The organism is Novosphingobium chloroacetimidivorans (assembly GCF_014204535.1).
In the GTDB taxonomy this organism is placed as follows: domain Bacteria; phylum Pseudomonadota; class Alphaproteobacteria; order Sphingomonadales; family Sphingomonadaceae; genus Novosphingobium; species Novosphingobium chloroacetimidivorans.
The window spans coordinates 1-17,784 of record NZ_JACHLR010000003.1; the positions used below are offsets into that span (position 1 = coordinate 1).

Annotated in this window: 21 protein-coding genes, 1 tRNA gene and 1 pseudogene; 8 read left to right on the forward strand and 15 right to left on the reverse strand. The window is 66.7% G+C overall.

From position 1 onward, the window contains the following. Positions 1–89: 89 nt before the first annotated feature. The 4 genes and pseudogenes from HNO88_RS21995 to HNO88_RS04095 form a co-directional block, all read right to left on the reverse strand. Positions 90–167, reverse strand: a pseudogene (locus HNO88_RS21995) (IS5/IS1182 family transposase); the annotation flags it as partial. Between the two features lie 24 nt (positions 168–191). Next, a complete protein-coding gene (locus HNO88_RS04085; RefSeq protein ID WP_184242823.1) occupies positions 192–884 on the reverse strand; it encodes a class I SAM-dependent methyltransferase in 693 nt (230 codons plus the stop codon). Between the two features lie 80 nt (positions 885–964). Then, on the reverse strand, positions 965–1,648 hold the full coding sequence (locus HNO88_RS04090) for a glutathione S-transferase family protein (protein WP_184242824.1): 684 nt from the start codon (positions 1,646–1,648) through the stop codon (positions 965–967). A gap of 68 nt (positions 1,649–1,716) precedes the next feature. Continuing rightward, a complete protein-coding gene (locus HNO88_RS04095) occupies positions 1,717–2,091 on the reverse strand; it encodes a MarR family winged helix-turn-helix transcriptional regulator (protein ID WP_221419828.1) in 375 nt (124 codons plus the stop codon). A gap of 225 nt (positions 2,092–2,316) precedes the next feature. Here HNO88_RS04095 and HNO88_RS04100 point away from each other — a divergent pair, with 225 nt between their 5' ends. Further along, positions 2,317–2,709, forward strand: coding sequence for a heme-binding beta-barrel domain-containing protein (locus HNO88_RS04100; RefSeq protein WP_184243076.1), 393 nt, complete (start codon positions 2,317–2,319; stop codon positions 2,707–2,709). 68 nt (positions 2,710–2,777) lie between these two features. Here HNO88_RS04100 and HNO88_RS04105 read toward each other — a convergent pair whose 3' ends face one another. The 3 genes from HNO88_RS04105 to HNO88_RS04115 all read right to left on the reverse strand — a co-directional run bounded on the left by HNO88_RS04105 (position 2,778) and on the right by HNO88_RS04115 (position 5,147). After that, a complete protein-coding gene (locus tag HNO88_RS04105) occupies positions 2,778–3,968 on the reverse strand; it encodes an MFS transporter (protein ID WP_246381175.1) in 1,191 nt (396 codons plus the stop codon). A gap of 84 nt (positions 3,969–4,052) precedes the next feature. After that, complete coding sequence (locus tag HNO88_RS04110) at positions 4,053–4,250, reverse strand: hypothetical protein (RefSeq protein WP_184242826.1); 198 nt, start codon at positions 4,248–4,250, stop codon at positions 4,053–4,055. Between the two features lie 810 nt (positions 4,251–5,060). Further along, positions 5,061–5,147, reverse strand: a tRNA-Leu gene (locus HNO88_RS04115). A 194-nt stretch (positions 5,148–5,341) separates the two neighbouring features. Here HNO88_RS04115 and HNO88_RS04120 point away from each other — a divergent pair. Beyond that, positions 5,342–6,310, forward strand: coding sequence for a complex I NDUFA9 subunit family protein (locus tag HNO88_RS04120; protein WP_184242827.1), 969 nt, complete (start codon positions 5,342–5,344; stop codon positions 6,308–6,310). A 117-nt stretch (positions 6,311–6,427) separates the two neighbouring features. On the opposite strand, the gene HNO88_RS04125 is transcribed toward HNO88_RS04120, so the two are convergent. Beyond that, the gene (locus HNO88_RS04125; RefSeq protein WP_184242828.1) at positions 6,428–7,099 is read right to left on the reverse strand and encodes a glutathione S-transferase family protein; all 672 of its coding nucleotides are present in this window, start codon (positions 7,097–7,099) and stop codon (positions 6,428–6,430) included. A gap of 178 nt (positions 7,100–7,277) precedes the next feature. Between HNO88_RS04125 and HNO88_RS04130 the strand changes: the two genes are divergently transcribed. Both HNO88_RS04130 and fdhD read left to right on the forward strand, forming a co-directional pair. Continuing rightward, on the forward strand, positions 7,278–7,664 hold the full coding sequence (locus HNO88_RS04130; RefSeq protein ID WP_184242829.1) for a VOC family protein: 387 nt from the start codon (positions 7,278–7,280) through the stop codon (positions 7,662–7,664). A 22-nt stretch (positions 7,665–7,686) separates the two neighbouring features. Beyond that, positions 7,687–8,445, forward strand: a complete 759-nt coding sequence (fdhD, locus tag HNO88_RS04135) for a formate dehydrogenase accessory sulfurtransferase FdhD (protein ID WP_184243112.1) — start codon at positions 7,687–7,689, stop codon at positions 8,443–8,445. Between the two features lie 25 nt (positions 8,446–8,470). Here fdhD and metW read toward each other — a convergent pair whose 3' ends face one another. From metW to metX, 3 genes are read right to left on the reverse strand one after another with little or no spacing between them, the layout of a single operon-like run. Further along, positions 8,471–9,058: a methionine biosynthesis protein MetW gene (gene metW / locus HNO88_RS04140; protein WP_184242830.1), complete on the reverse strand. Its 588-nt coding sequence runs from the start codon at positions 9,056–9,058 to the stop codon at positions 8,471–8,473. Next, a complete protein-coding gene (locus HNO88_RS04145) occupies positions 9,058–9,501 on the reverse strand; it encodes a GNAT family N-acetyltransferase (RefSeq protein WP_184242831.1) in 444 nt (147 codons plus the stop codon). The genes metW and HNO88_RS04145 overlap by 1 nt, the downstream gene beginning before the upstream one ends. Continuing rightward, positions 9,498–10,613: a homoserine O-acetyltransferase MetX gene (gene metX, locus HNO88_RS04150; protein ID WP_184242832.1), complete on the reverse strand. Its 1,116-nt coding sequence runs from the start codon at positions 10,611–10,613 to the stop codon at positions 9,498–9,500. Before metX ends, HNO88_RS04145 begins: the two co-directional genes overlap by 4 nt. A 283-nt stretch (positions 10,614–10,896) precedes the next feature. Between metX and HNO88_RS04155 the strand changes: the two genes are divergently transcribed. The 3 genes from HNO88_RS04155 (at position 10,897) to HNO88_RS04165 (ending at position 13,863) form a co-directional block, all read left to right on the forward strand. Next, the gene (locus HNO88_RS04155; protein WP_184242833.1) at positions 10,897–12,009 is read left to right on the forward strand and encodes a pyridoxal phosphate-dependent aminotransferase; all 1,113 of its coding nucleotides are present in this window, start codon (positions 10,897–10,899) and stop codon (positions 12,007–12,009) included. A 46-nt stretch (positions 12,010–12,055) separates the two neighbouring features. Continuing rightward, entirely contained in the window at positions 12,056–13,000 is a 945-nt protein-coding gene (locus HNO88_RS04160) for a prephenate/arogenate dehydrogenase family protein (RefSeq protein WP_184242834.1), read from the forward strand. Positions 13,001–13,083: 83 nt separating this feature from the next. After that, positions 13,084–13,863 (forward strand): transglutaminase-like domain-containing protein, encoded by a 780-nt coding sequence (locus HNO88_RS04165; protein WP_184242835.1) that lies wholly within the window; start codon positions 13,084–13,086, stop codon positions 13,861–13,863. A gap of 14 nt (positions 13,864–13,877) precedes the next feature. On the opposite strand, the gene HNO88_RS04170 is transcribed toward HNO88_RS04165, so the two are convergent. The 4 genes from HNO88_RS04170 to ftsE are packed head-to-tail and all read right to left on the reverse strand — an operon-like array spanning position 13,878 to position 16,785. Next, on the reverse strand, positions 13,878–14,585 hold the full coding sequence (locus HNO88_RS04170; RefSeq protein ID WP_184242836.1) for a lysophospholipid acyltransferase family protein: 708 nt from the start codon (positions 14,583–14,585) through the stop codon (positions 13,878–13,880). After that, positions 14,582–15,121: a YdcF family protein gene (locus tag HNO88_RS04175; protein ID WP_184242837.1), complete on the reverse strand. Its 540-nt coding sequence runs from the start codon at positions 15,119–15,121 to the stop codon at positions 14,582–14,584. Before HNO88_RS04175 ends, HNO88_RS04170 begins: the two co-directional genes overlap by 4 nt. 9 nt (positions 15,122–15,130) lie before the next feature. Further along, complete coding sequence (locus tag HNO88_RS04180; RefSeq protein ID WP_376768747.1) at positions 15,131–16,069, reverse strand: cell division protein FtsX; 939 nt, start codon at positions 16,067–16,069, stop codon at positions 15,131–15,133. Then, entirely contained in the window at positions 16,066–16,785 is a 720-nt protein-coding gene (ftsE, locus tag HNO88_RS04185; protein ID WP_184242838.1) for a cell division ATP-binding protein FtsE, read from the reverse strand. Before ftsE ends, HNO88_RS04180 begins: the two co-directional genes overlap by 4 nt. Positions 16,786–17,002: 217 nt before the next feature. Here ftsE and HNO88_RS04190 point away from each other — a divergent pair, with 217 nt between their 5' ends. Beyond that, positions 17,003–17,770, forward strand: coding sequence for an MJ0042-type zinc finger domain-containing protein (locus HNO88_RS04190; RefSeq protein WP_184242839.1), 768 nt, complete (start codon positions 17,003–17,005; stop codon positions 17,768–17,770). Positions 17,771–17,784: the final 14 nt, after the last annotated feature.

Below are 17,784 nucleotides of genomic sequence, written 5' to 3' on the forward strand. Positions count from 1 at the left end.
GCCAACGGCTCCATGCTGAAAGGCCGGATACGTTTTCGCAGACTGCTCAGATCGTCAGACACAAACCGCTTGCCGACGGGGCGAGCCATACGTTTTGCGGTCGTGGCCTGTTGGTGTGCGCGAACCGAAGTGCTGTCAATCATCTGGATATCGCCATCGCACGAAGCATCTTGACCATCTGCAGCTATCGATCACGCGTAAGACAGCCAGCCCCTCCAACCCATTGCGAGGTAGAATAACTCGGTTCCATCGAAGCCGGCTTCGGCCAGCAACTGCTCGTTGCGTTGCGCAGGAACCACGCTCTCCATCGCGGCGACCCCCGCCCTTGCTCCGGCGACGACATCGTCATCCACACCCGATCGTCGGGCATATGCGGCATACCGGTCCAGTCGCTTGGTGAAGTCCGCCGCATTCCGGTCCAGGCATTGATCGACAAGGACGAACGGGGCGCCAGGCCTGAGGCGCTGGCGGGCCTGGCACAGCAGTTCGAGTTTGGCACCGTTGTCCGGGACGAGGCCCAGAACCAGAATGCAGGTGGCCGCATCGAAGGGGCCGTCCGGTGCATCTGCTACGGTCCCTTCAATAAGGCGCAGCCTTTCTCCCGCGACATCGCCGGCGGTTGCGCGTGCAAGGTCGAGCATCGCGGCGGCAGGATCGACCCCGACGAACCGCCATTGTGGCTCGATGCCAGCGAGATATCGTGTTTCCAGCCCTCCGCCGGCCCCGATGACAAGTAATGTCCCATCCTGCGGCATCGTTTCGCCAAGCAAGACGCCGATCATCTGCATCAGGCCAGCATGGCCTGGGGTAAAAGCGGGTGGCCCATTTTCGAGATACTGTCGGACGCGGTCCGGATCGGCAAAATGGGCGTTCATGTCGGTCATATCACTTATCCGTTACGTGGCGGCGGGATGGATCGTTGCAATGAACGCGATCAGCCTGTTTCGAAGAGGCCGGGACCGGTTTACGCGGAGCCGCCGTTGGCACGGGCGAGCAGTTCGTCGTCCTTGGCGACGGCCCGCTGGTAAGCCTCCCGTTCGGTCAGTTTCCCGGCATAGGCCAGGAATGCTTCGCGCGGCGGCAGGGTCTGGAGGCCTAGACCCCACCCGATATGCGATCCGACATACACGTCCGCAGCGGTGAACCGATCGCCGGCGATGAACGGCTGCCGCTTTACGGCCCATTCAAGCTGATCGACTGTGTGCTCGTAGCTCCCGTGACCCAGGAAAAACTCCTGCTCGGGCGTCGGCACGAAGCCTGCTCGATGGTTTGTGACAGCCTGTTCGAGCGGACCGGCCGCGAAGAATATCCAGCGATGATAGTCGGCGCGCTCCTGCGCTGTCGGCAGCAGACCTGCGTCGGGAAAGGTTTCGGCCAGATAGGCGATTATCGCAGCGCTCTCCGTCACGACATGTCCATCATGTTCGATAGCGGGCACTTTGCCTATCGGGTTTACCCGAGTGAAGAAGTGATTGCGATCGTCGGCAGGGCTTTCCGGTCGCGCGAGAGCGGCACCACCCCACGGATCGGCCGCGCTAGATTGCCCATAATCGAGCACGACTGTGTCATAGTCGCACCCGACTTCCTCCAGCATCCATCGCACGATGCGACCACGTGAATTGGGGTTTGTGAAGAAGGTCAACGTCATTTTCTATCGTCCTGGTGCAAGGAATTACGTCAGGCGTCAGACAGTGGCGCCCTTGAATGCGGGGTAGGCTAGTCTGCAGCCTCGCCGAGCCGCTGCCGCAGCGTCCGCAGCATGGTAACTGTATCCGCGATCTCCTGCGTCCGTAGACCTGCCGCGAGATCATTCGCCCAGCGTTCCTGCCGAAGACTTGCGCTGGCGTAAGCAGAGAGGCCATCTTCGGTCATCGCGACCAGCATCGCCCGGCGATGATGCGGATTAGGTTCGAGCCGGATCAGCCCGCCCATTCGCATGTCGTCCACGACGCGCTGCACCGACTGGCGGGTCAGACCCATGTTCCGGGCAATGTGCGCGACCGGCAGCGGCACCGGAGACAGCGCGATGGCGCCCAGCACCTGCCACCGCGCGCTGGTCAGCCCGAGGTCGCCAACCAATGCGTCCCCCATAGCGAGCAGGGCTCCATTCAAGCGGAACACCTCAAGAATGAGTGTGGTCAGGTCTTGTGGGGGGACATGGGGCTCGGTCGAGCTATGCGGGGATGTCATCACCGAAAGATAGAGAATTGAACGGAGCTGTCAATACGACATCACACTGTCAATATCGGTATGCCGCTTTTGGTCCTCTGAAACACCCGCGCGTCGGCAGCGCCAGGCGTTGCGTCGGAAGAGGACATCACCTTCCACGAGCACGTCGGCTACTGGCTGTGGGAGCCCGCGACCGGGCTAGTGCAGCAAACGGTCGCGATCCCGCGCGGTCAGGTCGCACTCGCCTCAGGTCATGCCGCTCCCGACGCGGAAGAGATCGTCGTGTCGGCCAGGCGCGGTAAGACTGAGTTCGGCATCTGCTCCACGACGTTCCTGGATCAGGCGTTCCGCACCGACAGCTACACGATGACCATCAGCTTCCATGCGGATGGATCATGGAGCTACGTCACCGACACCCGACTGATGCTTGAGGGGCGCGACACGCCCTTCGCTCATGCCGATCGCAACACCTTGCACCGCATCGGCGACGCGAAGCCGAACCCTTGGGCAGCCATCCTCGCCAAGCGCAAGGCGGGCTGAAGTAACAGGCGCGTCCTGCCGAAGGACGCGCCTGGATTATGGCAGCAGGCGGTTATCGGATCGCGAACTCAAGACGGGCGCTTGGCGCCGACTGACTGGATTGCGACCGCCGTGGCAGAGAGCACGGCTCCCAGGCCCGTCACCGGGATCCAACCGCCCATGCTCCAGGCCCAGGTCGCTCCTGCAGAACCTACCGCTCCGCCCAGGAACATGATGCCCATGAAGATCGTGTTCAGGCGGGCGCGCGCCTCGGGTCGGAGCGCGTAGACCAGGTGCTGGTTGGACACCAGCGCACTCTGCACTCCGAAATCGAGCAGGATCACACCGACGACCAGTCCCGCGATGGACTGCCACAAACCGAAGACGACCCAGGCGGCAAGCGTCATGCCTGATCCCAGGAGGATGACGAGATGCGGCCCCCGGCGGTCAGCGATCCGGCCCGCTACTGGAGCTGCGAGCACACCAACCGCTCCAACAATACCGAACAAACCCGCGATATCGGCTCCAAGCCCGAAGCGAGGCTGCTGCAGCCGGAGCGCCAGGATGGTCCAGAACGCGCTGAATGCCCCGAACAGGAGTGCCTGTGTCATCGCCGACTTGCGCAAGATGGCGAACTCGCGCCACAAGCTACCCAGCGAACGGATCAGGCCGGGATAGCGTAGGTCGGAATCAGGATGGCTCCTGGGCAGCATGACCGCCATCAGCGTGCCCACGCCGAGCGCCATCGGCACGCCCAGCCAGAACATCTCGCGCCAGCCCAGGTGCGAAGCGACGAAGCCTGCCAGGGTACGGCTGAGCAGGATGCCGCAGAGCAGCCCGGCCATGACCATGCCGACGGTCGCACCACGTCGCTCGGGCGTGGACAAGTGCGCGGCGAACGGCACGACCTGCTGGGCGACAGTCGCCAGCACGCCCACCAGCAGCGAGGCGGCAATGACAAGCGCTGCACTGGGCGCAATCGCGGCCAGCGCAAGCACGACCGCAAGGCCGATAAACTGAAGCACGATCAACCGCTTGCGCTCGACCAGATCACCCAGCGGCACGAGCAGGAACAAGCCAGCCGCATAGCCGAGCTGCGTCGCGGTCGGCACCAGGGCGGTCAGCGGCCCCGGCAAGTCGCGCTCCATGATGCCGAGCATGGGCTGATTGTAATAGATGTTGGCCACCGCCACGCCCGCCGCGGCCGCCATCGCGAAGGTCAGCGCACCGCTTAGCCGGGTTCCTTGCGCCGCTGTCGCATCAAGGGAAGTTGTCGTCATGGTGGCCTCCTGCTTCAAAGGGGATGGCCCGCGTCGGGCCGCTCGCTGGCCTGCATACGTAGCGCTTTTTGCAAGATCGACTTATCATCCAAAGATATGACGGCAGCTTACGGCACGCCCTCGGGCCACGACGCCGATCGCCGCATTCGGCTTGGCCGGCGTCAGCGGCATGTCGCGCAAGCGAACGCCAGTCGCATCGGCGATGGCATTGGCCGGGGCGGCCGAGGCGGGGCACTGGGCCGTCTCACCCGCCCCCAGGAACGGCAGACCAGGCCGGTACATCACCTCGACCTCGATAGAGCCGGGCACCTGATCGAAGCGCGAGATGAAATAGCTGCGCCAGTCGATTTTGGTGCGCTTGCTCTCGTCGAAGGTCGTTTCCTCATGGATCGCACAGCTCAGCGACTGGATGATGCCGCCTTCGACCTAGTTGCGGATGCCGTCCGGATCGGCCGCCTGCCCCACATCGATCGCGGCGTTGACCCGGTGGATGGTAATGCCGCCCGTCTCGCGTTCGACCTCGATCTCCATGGCCAGCGCACAATAGGCGCCCTCGTTCTTGTCGCGGGCATAAGCAAAGCCGCATCCGCGCCGGCCATCGCTCTTGCGTCGCCGTTCCCAGCCGAAGCTGCGCGCCGCGCCTCTTCTGTTGATGAATCACTTTGCATGGCCGCGAGTCCATGCAGCAGCGTTAAGCCAGAGCGAGCTAGTCCCAGATTGCCGAAGAGCATGGCCGGGCGTAGATATGTCGGGTGAGCCGCTCGCGAGACCGAAATACTAACCTGCACCGCTGGCTTGTGGAGATCATCGAGCGTGCGATGTCGCGGCAGGTGGGTCATGCCACCAGCGCCATCTACAACCGCACTGCCTCCTGGGACGAGCGGGTCGAGATGATGCAGTGGTGGAGCGATCGGCATGACGAACTCAGGGACGGAAAAGACCTGATCAAGCCCCAATTCCGAGTCCCCCAAAAGGCCGCAGGTGATCGGGGCTGGAGGCCTATAGAGGCGAACGCTCGCGACCGCTCGACATCAAAAAGCCCGGAGAAGTCCGGGCTTTTCGTTCAATTGGGGGTACCTGCGAACAGGTAGCTGGTGCCCAGAAGAGGACTCGAACCTCCACGCCCTTGCGAGCGCCAGCACCTGAAGCTGGTGCGTCTACCAATTCCGCCATCTGGGCACGGGGTAGGAGGGCGCCGATACGGGGTGGCTCGGGGGTTGTCAACGGGCAACGCATGTCGCTCGCGCATTTGGTGCGTGCCTCGCCGGTTGCCGATGGCGGGCGCTTATGCCAAGGGCGGCCGAGGTGACAGCGAGGTCGGCCGCGCGGGCGAGCGCGAGGCAACCGCAGCCGGTTAAAGGACTTATCTGGACATGAGCGTCAACGCGAACGGTTCTCTGAGCGGCAGGGTCGTCACGGTACTGGGCGGCACCGGCTTCGTCGGCTGCCACCTGGCGCAGGAACTGCTGTCACGCGGCGCGCGGTTGCGGCTGGTCAGCCGCCATCCGCAAAAGGCCTGGCGCATCCGTCCGCTCGGCAACCTGGGGCAGATGCAATCGGTGCCGCTGGACGTCACCCGCACGCAGGACCTGTCGCGGGTCTTCGCCGGCTCGGACGCGGTGATCAACCTGATGGGCGCTTTCGCGGGCAACCTCGATGCGCTGCAGGGCAAGGGATTGGCGCGCATCGCCACGGCGGCGCGCGAGACCGGTGTCGAACGCTTCATCCACATCTCGGCAATCGGCGCCGACGCCGGCTCGCAAGTGGCCTATGCGCGCACCAAGGGCGAAGGCGAGGCGGCAGTGCTCTCCGCGTTCCCCAATGCCACGATTGTGCGCCCTTCCATCTTGTTCGGCGACGACGACAACTTCGTGATGATGTTCGGCCGCCTGATCGCCAAGGCGCCCGCGCTGCCGGTGTTCGGCCCCCACGCGAAGATCCAGCCGCTGTTTGTGGACGATGCGGCCGAGGCGATCGCCAACGCCATCCTGCTGCCCGAGGCGCAAGGCCGGACGTACGAGATTGCCGGCCCCGAAGTCATCACCATGCTCGAGCTCAACCAGCGCATCGCCGCGGCGCAGTGCCGCAAGCGCGCCTTCATTGAACTGCCGGATGCAGTGTCGGGCGCGATCGCGTCGGTGCCGCTCGCGCCGATCTCGCGCGATCAGTGGGCACTGCTCAAGGCCGGCAACATGGCCGACGCGTCGCAGCCCGGCATTGCCGAGCTGGGCGTCACCCCGCGGCCGCTGTCGCTGTTCCTGGAACGCTGGATGGTGCAGTTCCGCAAGAACGGCCGCTTCAACGAAGGCAGCACAATCCCGGCCGAGGGGCCGAAGTTCTGATCCTGAACGAAGTGATCCAGTTTTACTCCGTTCGTGTCGAGCGAAGTCGAAACACGCTGATCTAGCGCTGGAGTATCTCGACTTCGCTCGCCACGAACGGGGTTGAGGACGGGGCGCTCAGGCGTCGACTTCGGCGTAGTGGCTGGGCGGCTGGATCACTTCCATCCGCTCCGACAGCAAGGGCCGGAAGCTGGGGCGACTCTTGATCACCAGATACCATCCGCGCGCCGGTTCGTGCGTCGACCAGTCGATACCGCCCAGGTAATCGGCCACCGAGATCTGCGCCGCGGCGGCCAGATCGGCGAGCGTCATCGTCGCACCGGCCAGCCAGGGGCGGTTGTCGATCAGGTAATCGATATAATCCAGCCAGTCGTGCGAGAGCTTCATCGCCTCGCGCAGCATCTTGGCGTCGGGCGCCTGACGCAGGATCAGCCGCTTCTTCATGCGCTCGTGCAGCAAGGGGCCGGACACGTCGTTGAAGAAGTTCTCGTCGAACATGGCGACCAGCCGCCGCACTTCGGCGCGCTGCTGGGCCGTGCCGCTGATCAGTTGATTGTTCTCGACCGTCTCTTCCAGGTACTCGCAGATGGCGCGGCTGTCGGCCAGGGTGATGCCGCGCTCCTCGTCGTGCAGCACGGGCACCCGGCCCGCCGGGTTCATCGCGAAGAAGCCGTCGCGCCCTTCCCACGGCTTCTCGGTCTGGAGTTCGTAGGCGATGCCCTTCTCGCTCATCAGCAGACGGACCTTGCGGCTGAACGGGCAAAGGGGGAACTGGTAGAGATGCCACATCCACCGTGCGATGCCAAAGCCTTGCACATGCGTCCAGCACGGCGGGCCCCGCGTGGCGGTGGACTGGTGGATAAGTGGGCGTTCCCGTAAAGCGAACGCGCGTTCGCAACGGCGAACTTGCATTGACCTGGCTGGGGCGAGACGACAAACCGTAGGCGCACGAAAAAGGGAGAACACGATGCTCAAGAGTTTGCGGTTTGGCTCGAACGATGTCGCCAAGTCCCGCGCGTTCTACGATGCGACCTTCGCGGCCTTGGGCGTCGGTCCCTCGACGGCACCGGCGGAGTATCCGCTGATCCTCTACACCCTGCCGGGCGGCACGCGCTTCCTGTGTGGCCCTGCGCGCGACGGCGAGGTGGCGACGCACGCGAACGGCGGGACGGTGATCTTCGAAGCGCCCAGCCAGGAGGCGGTGACGTCATGGCATGCGGCCGGCCTCGCCAATGGTGGCAGCGACGAAGGCGCGCCCGAGCCCAAGCCACAAGCGCGCGGCGCCTTCGGCGCTTACTTGCGCGATCCTGACGGGAACAAGATTGCCGCCTATCACGGACTCGGCATGGACTGAGGTCCGATTCGAAGGAACGCGAGTGGCTGAGGCGGTCGAGGTCAGAGCAGACGGAAGCCGCCGAAGCATCGCGCGCGAATGGGTGCCCGAGGTGCCCGTGGCGCTGGAGTTCAACGGCGTCGCCTACGCGGTGATGATGGCGACACCGGCGGACCTGGAAGACTTCGCCACCGGCTTCGCGATCGCCGAGGGGCTGGCGCAGACGGCGGCGCAAGTGCTCGACGTCGCCGTGGCCCAGGTCGACGCCGGCTGGATCGTGCGCTCGACGGTCGCAGGCCTTGGGGCGGAGAAGCTGGGCGAGCGCGTGCGGGCTCGCGTGGCCGAATCCAGCTGCGGTCTCTGCGGGATCGAGAACCTGGAAGCAGTGGCGCGGCCCCTGCCCCCGGTCGCCGCGCACGAACCGATCGCCAGTGCCGCGATCTTCCGAGCGCTGGCGGCGCTGCGCGAACGGCAGCCGCTAGGCCGTTCGACGGGGGCGGCACATGCGGCGGCGCATGCGGATGGAAACGGCGCTCTGGTCTGCGTGCGCGAGGATGTCGGGCGGCACAATGCGCTCGACAAGCTGGTGGGAGCGCAAGCCCGTGCAGGGGTGGCGCTCTCGTCCGGGTTCGTGCTGTCGACGGCGCGATGCAGCTACGAGATCGTCGAGAAGGCCGTGCGCGCCGGGGCGACGACGCTGGTGACGGTGTCGCTGCCGACCAGCATGGCGGTCGAACGCGCAAGGATGGCTGGGCTGAGCCTGTGGGTGCTGGCGCGAGACGACTCGGTGCTGATGGTCTGAACCAGAGCGGTGCCGGCTGCCGGTTTCACCGTGACAGCAGGAACACCGCATGCTCGGCGCGGAAGCTGGCGGCCGCGGGGCTGCAGCGGCGGTCACCGCGCAGGAACCACGCCTGCTCCACCTTGATCCCACGCTCTCGCACCATGTCGCGGAAATCGTTGACGGTGGCGTGGTGGATGTTGGGCGTCTCGTACCAGGCGACTGGCAGCAGCCGCGTCACCGGCATGCGGCCGGTCCACAGCAAGGAGGTGCGCACCTTCCAATGCGCGAAGTTGGGAAAGCTGACGAAGGCGCGCCGGCCGATGCGGAGCAGCTGCTCCAGCACCAGGTCGGGGCGCATGGTGGTCTGCAGCGTCTGGCTGAGAATGGCATAATCGACCGAGGCCTCGGGGTAGAACGCCAGGTCCTTGTCGGCATCGCCCTGGATCACCGATAGTCCGCGCGCGACACACTCGGCGACGTTGGCGGCATCGATCTCCATGCCGCGCGCATCGCAACCCCTGCGATCACGCAAAGCGGCGAGCAAGGCGCCATCGCCGCAGCCGACGTCCAGCACTTTCGCGCCGGAGGCGACGTTGTCGGCGATCACCGCAAGATCGGGACGCAGCGCCATCAGGCGGGCTCGGCCGCACGGCTGAGCAGGTCGGCGAATTCGTTCGAAAGCCGCTCCATGTAGCGCTCCGGCTTGAGCGGCGCGTGGAAGCCGAGGTTCTGGTAGACGCCGTGCGCGTCGGCGGTGACGAGCGCGAAGCGGCGCACCGTCGCGTAGTCCGGATGCTCAAGGAACCAGCGCACCATGCGCCGCCCCAGCCCCTGCCCGCGTGCCGCTTCATCGACCCAGACGTCGGCCAGCCAGGCGAAGCTCGCCTTGTCGGAGATGACGCGGGCGAAGCCGACCTGCCCATGCTCGATATGGTATGCGCCCAGGCAATGCGAGCCGGCGTTCTGCCTGGCGACACGGTCGCGCGCGATGCCGGGCGTCCAGTAGCTCATGGTCAGCCAGCCGTGCACCCGATCGAGGTCGATGCGGCGAGGATCGTCGGAAAGCTCGATCATTGCGCTTCGCCCAGGAAGCCGGCGACGACCCGATCGAGCGCGGGCACGTCGAGCAGGAACGAGTCGTGCCCGAACGGTGCGGAGAGCTCGACGAAGCTGACCGGCAGGCCCGCCGCCGTCAGCGCGTGGGCCACGTTGCGCGATTCGGCGGTGGGATAGAGCCAGTCGGTGTCGAAACTGACCAGGCAGAAGCGCGCCTTGCTGCCGGCGAAGGCATTGGCGAGCAGACCGCCGTGCTCCTCGGCGAGGTCGAAGTAGTCCATGGCGCGGGTGATGTAGAGGTAGGCGTTGGCATCGAAGCGGTCGGTGAACGACAGGCCCTGGTAACGCAGGTAGCTTTCGACCTGGAAGTCGGCATCGAAGCCGAAGGTCTTCTCGGCACGGTCCTGCAGGCGGCGGCCGAACTTCTCGGTCAGCCCCGCTTCCGACAAGTAGGTGATGTGCGCGGCCATGCGGGCGACCGACAGGCCCTTCTCCGGTCCCTTGCCATGCGAGTAGTAATCGCCCTCGCGCCAGGCCGGATCGGCCATGATCGCCTGCCGCCCGACTTCGTGGAAGGCAATATTCTGCGCCGAGTGCCGCGCCGTCGACGCGATCACCAGCACCGCCCTGGCGCGGGTCGCGAAGTTGGCGGCGAGGCTCAAGGCCTGCATGCCACCCATCGATCCGCCCACTACGGCATGCAGTTGCTCGATCCCCAGCGCGTCGAGGAGCGCGACATGGGCGCGCACCATGTCTCGCACCGTGATGACGGGAAAGCGCATGCCCCAGGGCTTGCCGTCCGGCGCGATCGAGGCCGGGCCGGTGGTGCCCATGCAACTGCCCAGCACGTTCGCGCACACGACGAAGAAGCGGTTCGTGTCGATCGGCTTGCCCGGGCCGACCATGCGCACCCACCAGCCGGGCTTGCCGGTCTTGGGATGCGGGCTGGCGAGGTGGTGGTCGCCGGTCAGCGCATGCGCGACGAAGATCGCGTTGTCGCGGGCGGCGTTGAGCGTGCCGTAGCTCTCGTAGGCGATGCGCACGCCTTCAAGCTCACGCCCGCTGTCGAGCGGCAGCGGCTGGGGCAGGTTCAGCACCTTGCTGGGGTCGATGATCGGGGCGGTGGCCATGGTGACCGGGTGACTTGGGGGAGGTGTCCGGCCCTGTCAATCGGCCCTGTCGATCGGCGCAGCAACACTCCTCATTGCGAGGACCGCAGGTCCGCGGCAATCCAGAGCGGCGCGGGTCGCCCCTTTGGATCGCATCGCTGAGTTCGCGATGACGATCGCAGGGGTCAATCTTGCGGCTAGCTCCCCCTTGCTCCTGTCGCGCCCCCTGCCCCATCCCGACGAGCGGCGCGGGTCGGAACTCGGGGGTGCCAATCTCCCCCAACCGCGCTAAAGGCCGCGGGTCATGAGCGATACCCAGACCCGCAGCCGAGCACCCGAACCCAAGCCCTGGATCGAGGCGATCCAGGCCTATGTGCCGGGCAAGTCGACAGGCGCCGATGGCAAGCCGCTGATAAAGCTGTCGGCGAACGAGAACCCGCTCGGCACCAGCCCGCTTGCGCTCGCGGCTAGGGCGCAGGGGCCGGCGCTCTATCCCGATCCCGACAGCAAGGCACTGCGCGCGAAGCTGGGCGAGCTGCACGGGATCGACCCGGCGCTGATCGTCATGGGCACCGGCTCGGACGAGCTGCTGAACCTTGCCGCGCAAGGCTATGCCGGGCCGGGCGACGAGGTGATCTACGTGCGCTACGGCTTCTCGGTCTACGACATCGCCGCAAGGCGCTGCGGTGCGACCCCGGTGGTGGCGCCCGACGCCGACTATGGCACCGATGTCGACGCGCTGCTGGCACTGGTCACCGAGCGGACGCGGGTGGTGTTCATCGCCAACCCCAACAATCCGACCGGCTCGTTCCTGCCCAAGGGCGAGATCACCCGGCTGCACGCGGGCCTGCCCGCCGACGTGCTGCTGGTGCTCGACCTCGCCTATGCCGAATACGTCGCGGCCGAGGACGACGACGGCGCGATGGCGCTCGCCGCTGCACATGAAAACGTGCTGGTCACGCGTACTTTCTCCAAGGCCTATGGGCTCGCCGGCGAGCGCATAGGCTGGGCCACCGGCGCGCCCGGCCTGGTGGCGACGCTGAACCGCATTCGCGGACCCTTCAATGTGCCCAGCACTGGCCAGGCGATGGCACTGGCGGCCCTGGACGACACTGGCTTCATCGAGGCCGCCCGCACCCACAACCGCGACGAGCGCGCGCGCTTCGTGAATGCCATCGAGTCGCTGGGCAACCACGGCCTGCGCGCCGTGCCGAGCGAGGCGAATTTCGTGCTGGTGCTGTTCGAAGGCGCCCTCACGGCAGAGGCTGCGTTCGACGGCCTGGCCGAGCGCGGCTACATCGTGCGCTGGCTGCCCGGCCAGGGCCTGCCGCAGGCGCTGCGCTTCACCATCGGCAAGGCGCACGACATGGATGCCATCGTCGCTGGCTTGCAGGAGATGGCGGGAGGGCATCGGTGAGCGTCATTCTCATCTCCGCGTGCTCGATCGACGCAGAGCGCACCACATGACCTTCCAGCGCGTCGCGATCATCGGCCTGGGCCTGCAAGGCGGCTCGATCGGCCTGGCCGTCCAGGCCTACCTGCCGGACGTGGTCACCACCGGGTATGACCGTGACGCCATCACCCGCACGCGCGCCGCCGAGCGCAGGCTCGTGCACAAGGTCTGCGACACCGCCGCCGAGGCCGTGGCCGATTGCGACCTCGTCATCTTCTGCGTGCCGCTCGGCGCGATGGGCATCGCGGCCGAGCAAGTGCGCGCCGCCCTGCCCGCCGATGCGCTGGTCAGCGACGTCGGCTCCAGCAAGCAGGTCGTCGCCAAGGCGCTGGGCGAGGCGCTGCCCGATCACGTGATCATCCCCGCGCATCCCGTCGCGGGCACCGAGAACTCGGGCGCCGACGCCGGCTTTGCCGAGCTGTTCCGCAACCGCTGGTGCATCGTCACACCGCCGCCGCAGACCAACCTGGTAAAGCTGTCACAGCTGGTGGCGTTCTGGGAGGCGCTGGGCGCCAATGTCGAGATCATGGACGCCGACCACCACGACCTGGTCCTGGCGGTCACCAGCCACCTGCCCCACCTGATCGCCTACACCATCGTCGGCACCGCCTCGGACCTGGAGGAAGTGACCCAGTCCGAAGTCATCAAGTATTCGGCCGGCGGCTTTCGCGACTTCACCCGCATCGCCGCCAGCGATCCGACGATGTGGCGCGACGTGTTCCTGTCCAACAGGCAAGCGGTGCTGACCATGCTCCAGCGCTTCACCGAGGACCTCACCGCGCTGCAACGCGCGATCCGGATCGGCGATGGCGAGACCTTGTTCAACCACTTTGCCCGCACCCGCGCCACCCGTCGCTCGATCATCGAGGAAGGCCAGGACGATGCCCGGCCGGACTTCGGGCGTGCGGACCATCGGGCCGATCACCGGACCGACCCCAAACCCGCCGACAGCTGACATCCAACTATACTTCGGGCATGCGGGAGCCGGACCGTTGCTCGTGCTTTGAGCGGCCAAACTCTTCCCGCAAAAGGCGCCGCATGAAACTCTCGATTTCCTCCGAGCTCGAATACGACGTGCCGTTCGAGGCGGATCTGCTGCTCCAGATCGAAGCCGCGATCATCCCCGAGCAGCGCGTGATCACCGCGCATATCGAGCTGCCGCCGGTCCAGCACTTCGCGCGCATCACCGGCCATGACACCATCGGCGATCGCATCTGGCTGCGCATGCAAGGTCCGCTGAAGGTGCGCTACAATGCGACGGTCGAGATCAATCGGCTAACGGCAGACATCGCGCAGCTGAACGCGGTGCCGCCGCACCTGCTGCCCGGCGAGACAATCGAATACATCCTGCCCTCACGCTACTGCGCTTCGGACCAGTTCCAGCAGATCGTCGGCGACTTGTTCGGTGACACGCAAGGGGGCGCGCGCGTCGCCGCCATCCGCGACTGGATCCAGGCTAACCTGACGTATCAAGCGGGCAGCTCCAATGCCGCGACGGGCGCGATGGACACCTACAACTCGCGCGAGGGCGTCTGCCGCGATTTCGCGCACCTGATGATCAGCATGACCCGGGCGAGCGCTATCCCCGCGCGGTTCTGCAGCGTCTACGGCTTGGGCGTCGAACCGCAGGACTTCCACGCCGTCGCCGAAGTCTTCCTCGACAACACCTGGTACATGGTGGACGCGACCGGCATGTCGACGCCCGATACGATGGCGAAAGTGGGCGTCGGGCGCGATGCCGCCGACGTGTCGTTCCTGACCAGCTATGGCGTGGCCAACATGCAGAACCAGTCGGTCCAGGTCAGCTACGTGGAGTAACCCGGTCGCCCGGGTCAGGCCGGGGACGACGGATGGTTCAGGACGTTGATCGCTTCGAGCACCCGGGCCTCCAGTTCCTCGCGCGGCAGGCCGGCGGGGATCGGCTCTCCCACGCGCACGGTGATGAGGCCCGGCCGCTTCCACGTGCGATGGTAGAGCCGCCCGCTGTCGAGGGCGATCGGCACGACGGGCAGGCGCAGCATCTTGTACAGACCGGCAAAGCCCGAGCCGAGCGGCACCCGGCGTCCGCTCGGCACCCGCGTGCCTTCGGGAAAGATCGCCATGAGCCGGCCAGCGTCGATCACCGCCCGCGCCTGGGTCAGCATGGTGCGCAGCGCACGCGCGCCTTGATCGCGCTCGACACCGATCAGGCCGTAAAGCTCCCCCGCCCGGCCCCATAGCGGTATGCGCAAAAGCTCGGCCTTGGCGATGATCGCCGGCATCGGCAGCAGACTGGGCAGGTCGATCGCCTCGAAGAAGCTTTCGTGCTTCATCGCGACGAGCACGCGCGAGCTGGGCAGTTCGCCCTCGACGACGAGGCGGATGCCCAGGATCCAGCGCGTACAGCGGCGATGAAAGCGCGACCAGCCCAGGACCACGCGCTGCAGGGCACCTCGGCCGAACGGAAGCAGGGCCAGCGCCACCAGCACATAGCCGGCCGTCCCGACATAGAAGACGACATAGAACACCAAGCTTCGCAGCACGTTGCCGAGCTGGCTCATCCCCGAACCCTTTGCCAGGTGTCGATCGCGTAGCGTGCCAGCAACTTGTGGTATTCCAGGAACAGGATCTGCAATGAGGGCTGGCTGCGTACCGCGTCCTCGATCATCACCGTACCCTTGGGCAGTTCGCGGCCGAGTTCGAAGGCGGCGCGGCGCATGTGCCAGTCGACCGTCACCAGCCGCACCGTGCGCGCTCGCCGCTTGCGCAGCCAGTTGGCGGCCTCGATCGCGTTCGAGCGCGTGTCGAACGCGCGGTAGCCCAAGGTGATGCAGCAGCGCATCAGATCGGCCGGTACGTCGTATTCCAACATGAACTCGCGCGGGAGCACTTCGGGGTCGACGCCGGAGACCAGCAGGCGCGGCGCCAGCCGCTGGCGCAGCACGGCCAGCGCGCGCGGGATCCGGCCCGGCCCGCCGGTGAGCACGATCACGGCATCGGTCCGCTCGGTGCCTGCAGGCCGCGGCAGGGCGACTGCGAACCACAGGAAGCCGAAGACCCAGATCAGCAGGAGAAAGGCGGCGATGCGGCGAAACATGGATGCAGCCTATAGCATCTTGCGCAAGGCATGCATCACCGTCAGCCGGGCAGTCAGCATCGCCAGACCCGCGGCCAGCAGTGGCACCAGCGCCAGCAGCAGCCAGTCGCTCCAGACCAGCGCCCCGCTGCTCACCATCCCGGCTCCCAGCCCTGCGAACCGCCGCCCAAGCGAGAGGATGACGACCATGGCCAGAGCGAGCCCGACCAGGCCGCCTCCCGCCGCGTCCACGGCCATAGAGCGCTGGAACACACGGGCGATCTGGCTGTCGGTGCCGCCCAGCAGGTGCACGATCTCGATGGTGTCGCGATTGGCGCCAAGCGCCGAGCGTGCCGCCAGCAGCACCGCCGCGGCGAGTGCGGCCGCCAGCAGCGCCACGAGCGCGATCGCCAGCCACTGCAGCGAGACGATCGCATCGAACACCGGCTTGAGCCACTCGGCTTGCGCATCGACCCGCGCCGACGGCGCCACGCCGCGCAACGCACGCCGCACTTGCGCGATCCGCTCGCGAGTGGCCGCGTGGGTCAGCCTTACATCGATCAACGCCGGCACCGGCACGCCGATGCCTTGGGTCGAATCAATCCCGGTGCCCAGCCAGGGCGAGACCAGCGCGTCGAGTTCCTGCTGGGGCACCAGGCGCATGCTGGCGACGCCCGGCACCACCCGGAGCGCGTCGAGCGCGCGCGCGGCTTCCCGCTGGCGCACGTCCGGACGCGGCTCCACCAGTTGGACGGTGACCCCGCCAGCGATTTCGGCACTCGCCGCCGTCACCGTGTTGCCGAGCGCCAGCCCGGCGGCGAGCGCGATCGCCGTCAGCGCCACCATGATCGCGATCACCCAGGGCATCGGTCCGGACAGGCGCGCCTGCGGAACCAGCTCTGCCTCTGCCCCGGCAAACAGCCGCCGCCCGCGGGCAATCCCGCGTCGCCTGTTGGCACGCGCCTTCAAGACGGGCGCCGTGGCGGGTAGCGCAAGGCGCCTGTGGGGTCGGACATGCGCCCCCGGTCGAGACGCATGATCAGCGCATCGGGCACTTTCCTGAGCAAGTGCACGTCGTGCGTGGCGACGACGATGGTCGTGCCCTGGCGGTTCAGCAGCTCGAACAGGCGCATCAGCTTTAGCGCCATGTCGGGATCGACGTTGCCGGTCGGCTCGTCGGCGACGAGCACGTCGGGCCGGCCGATGACCGCGCGGGCGATGGCGATGCGTTGCTGCTCTCCGCCCGACAGGGTCGCCGGGCGCGACTCCTTGCGATCCGCGAGCCCGACCCACTCGAGGATGTCGTGGACGGGGCCGGCGATGTCCCGCTCGCTGAAGCCGGCGACGCGCAGCGGCAGCGCCACGTTGTCGAAGGCGGACAGATGGGGCACGAGGCGGAAATCCTGGAACACGACGCCGATACGTCGCCGCAGCGCCGGCAAACCGCTGCGCGGCATCGTGATCGCATCCTTGCCGAACATGCGGATCACCCCGCGTGATGGCCGCTGGGCGAGGTAGATCAGGCGCAGCAGCGTGGTCTTGCCCGCGCCGCTGGCGCCGGTGAGAAAGTAGAACGAGCCGGGGAACAGCGTGAACGACAGATCGCTCAGCACCTCCCGATCATGCTCGTAGCGCAGGCCGACATTGTCGAAATGGATGATTTCGCCCTCGGCCCTGCTGCTCATCGCCCCGTCTTCGTAAACGTAAATTCGTGACGATGGCGGTAAGCCGCCGCTGGCGGCGAGGCAAGCGGCACCGCCGGGCACGGCGAACCTGCAAGCGGCACGATGAGACGAGCTTGTGTATAAGCGTCGATGAATGTGGAAAAAAGGAAGCGACGCCCAAGAACCCGTGTGTCACCGACTTGTCGCGAGCCACGCTCCCGTGCTTAGTGGTCCGACCATGATTATCGCCTGCCCCGCCTGCGCCACTCGCTATGCGGTCCCGGACAGTGCGATCGGCATTGACGGACGGACCGTCCGCTGCGCCAAGTGCCGACACAGCTGGTTCCAGGACGGCCCCGTGCTCGACATGGTGGAGGGCATTGCCCCGCCACACGCCGCCGAGCCGTCGGCAGCGACGGATACGGTGGCAGATCCCGTCGCCGCGCCGCCCGAGCCCAGGCCTGCGGCAGCCCGCGAGGCGCCGGCCCCGCGCCCTGCCTATTACGACGACACCACGGGCAGCCAGTTCACCGACGAAGGCCCGTCGCGCTTCGACTTCGCGCCGCCGTTTCGCCCGCGGCGCAACTGGGCCAGGATCGGCATGGCCGCGGCGATCGTCTTCGCGGTGGTCACGCTCGGCCTGGCCGGCGTGGTCGCCTGGGCCGGCCTGCCTGATTGGGTGCCGGTGGCCCGGCCGACCTTCGCCCAGGCGCAGCAGGACCTCGCGCTCGATTTCCCGCCCAAGCGGCAGGACCGGCGTACCCTGCCCAACGGCACCGAGTACTTCGGGGCGAGCGGCACCGTCAGCAACATCGGGCGAGAGACGCGCTCGGTGCCGACGATCCTCATCGTGCTGCGCGATGCACGTGAGCGGATCGTCTATAGCTGGGAAGTCGTGCCGCCCAAGCGCGAGCTTGCACCGGGCGAGACGATCACCATCAACGAGGCAGTGACCGACGTGCCCAAGTCGGCCAAGTCGGCAGAGATCGGCTGGAAGCCGGCCTGATCCGGTTGCATTAG

Bases quoted from the DNA above. Each gene is read 5' to 3' on its own strand.
- HNO88_RS04155 (WP_184242833.1), top strand. From the start codon at position 10,897: ATGAGCGATACCCAGACCCGCAGCCGAGCACCCGAACCCAAGCCCTGG.
- metW (WP_184242830.1), bottom strand. From the start codon at position 9,058: ATGGCGCTGCGTCCCGATCTTGCGGTGATCGCCGACAACGTCGCCTCC.
- HNO88_RS04095 (WP_221419828.1), bottom strand. From the start codon at position 2,091: ATGGGGGACGCATTGGTTGGCGACCTCGGGCTGACCAGCGCGCGGTGG.
- HNO88_RS04125 (WP_184242828.1), bottom strand. From the start codon at position 7,099: ATGTGGCATCTCTACCAGTTCCCCCTTTGCCCGTTCAGCCGCAAGGTC.
- HNO88_RS04170 (WP_184242836.1), bottom strand. From the start codon at position 14,585: ATGAGCCAGCTCGGCAACGTGCTGCGAAGCTTGGTGTTCTATGTCGTC.
- HNO88_RS04105 (WP_246381175.1), bottom strand. From the start codon at position 3,968: ATGACGACAACTTCCCTTGATGCGACAGCGGCGCAAGGAACCCGGCTA.
- HNO88_RS04130 (WP_184242829.1), top strand. From the start codon at position 7,278: ATGCTCAAGAGTTTGCGGTTTGGCTCGAACGATGTCGCCAAGTCCCGC.
- HNO88_RS04175 (WP_184242837.1), bottom strand. From the start codon at position 15,121: ATGTTTCGCCGCATCGCCGCCTTTCTCCTGCTGATCTGGGTCTTCGGC.
- metX (WP_184242832.1), bottom strand. From the start codon at position 10,613: ATGGCCACCGCCCCGATCATCGACCCCAGCAAGGTGCTGAACCTGCCC.
- HNO88_RS04165 (WP_184242835.1), top strand. From the start codon at position 13,084: ATGAAACTCTCGATTTCCTCCGAGCTCGAATACGACGTGCCGTTCGAG.
- HNO88_RS04145 (WP_184242831.1), bottom strand. From the start codon at position 9,501: ATGATCGAGCTTTCCGACGATCCTCGCCGCATCGACCTCGATCGGGTG.
- HNO88_RS04110 (WP_184242826.1), bottom strand. From the start codon at position 4,250: ATGTACCGGCCTGGTCTGCCGTTCCTGGGGGCGGGTGAGACGGCCCAG.
- HNO88_RS04160 (WP_184242834.1), top strand. From the start codon at position 12,056: ATGACCTTCCAGCGCGTCGCGATCATCGGCCTGGGCCTGCAAGGCGGC.
- HNO88_RS04085 (WP_184242823.1), bottom strand. From the start codon at position 884: ATGACCGACATGAACGCCCATTTTGCCGATCCGGACCGCGTCCGACAG.
- ftsE (WP_184242838.1), bottom strand. From the start codon at position 16,785: ATGAGCAGCAGGGCCGAGGGCGAAATCATCCATTTCGACAATGTCGGC.
- HNO88_RS04090 (WP_184242824.1), bottom strand. From the start codon at position 1,648: ATGACGTTGACCTTCTTCACAAACCCCAATTCACGTGGTCGCATCGTG.
- HNO88_RS04190 (WP_184242839.1), top strand. From the start codon at position 17,003: ATGATTATCGCCTGCCCCGCCTGCGCCACTCGCTATGCGGTCCCGGAC.
- HNO88_RS04120 (WP_184242827.1), top strand. From the start codon at position 5,342: ATGAGCGTCAACGCGAACGGTTCTCTGAGCGGCAGGGTCGTCACGGTA.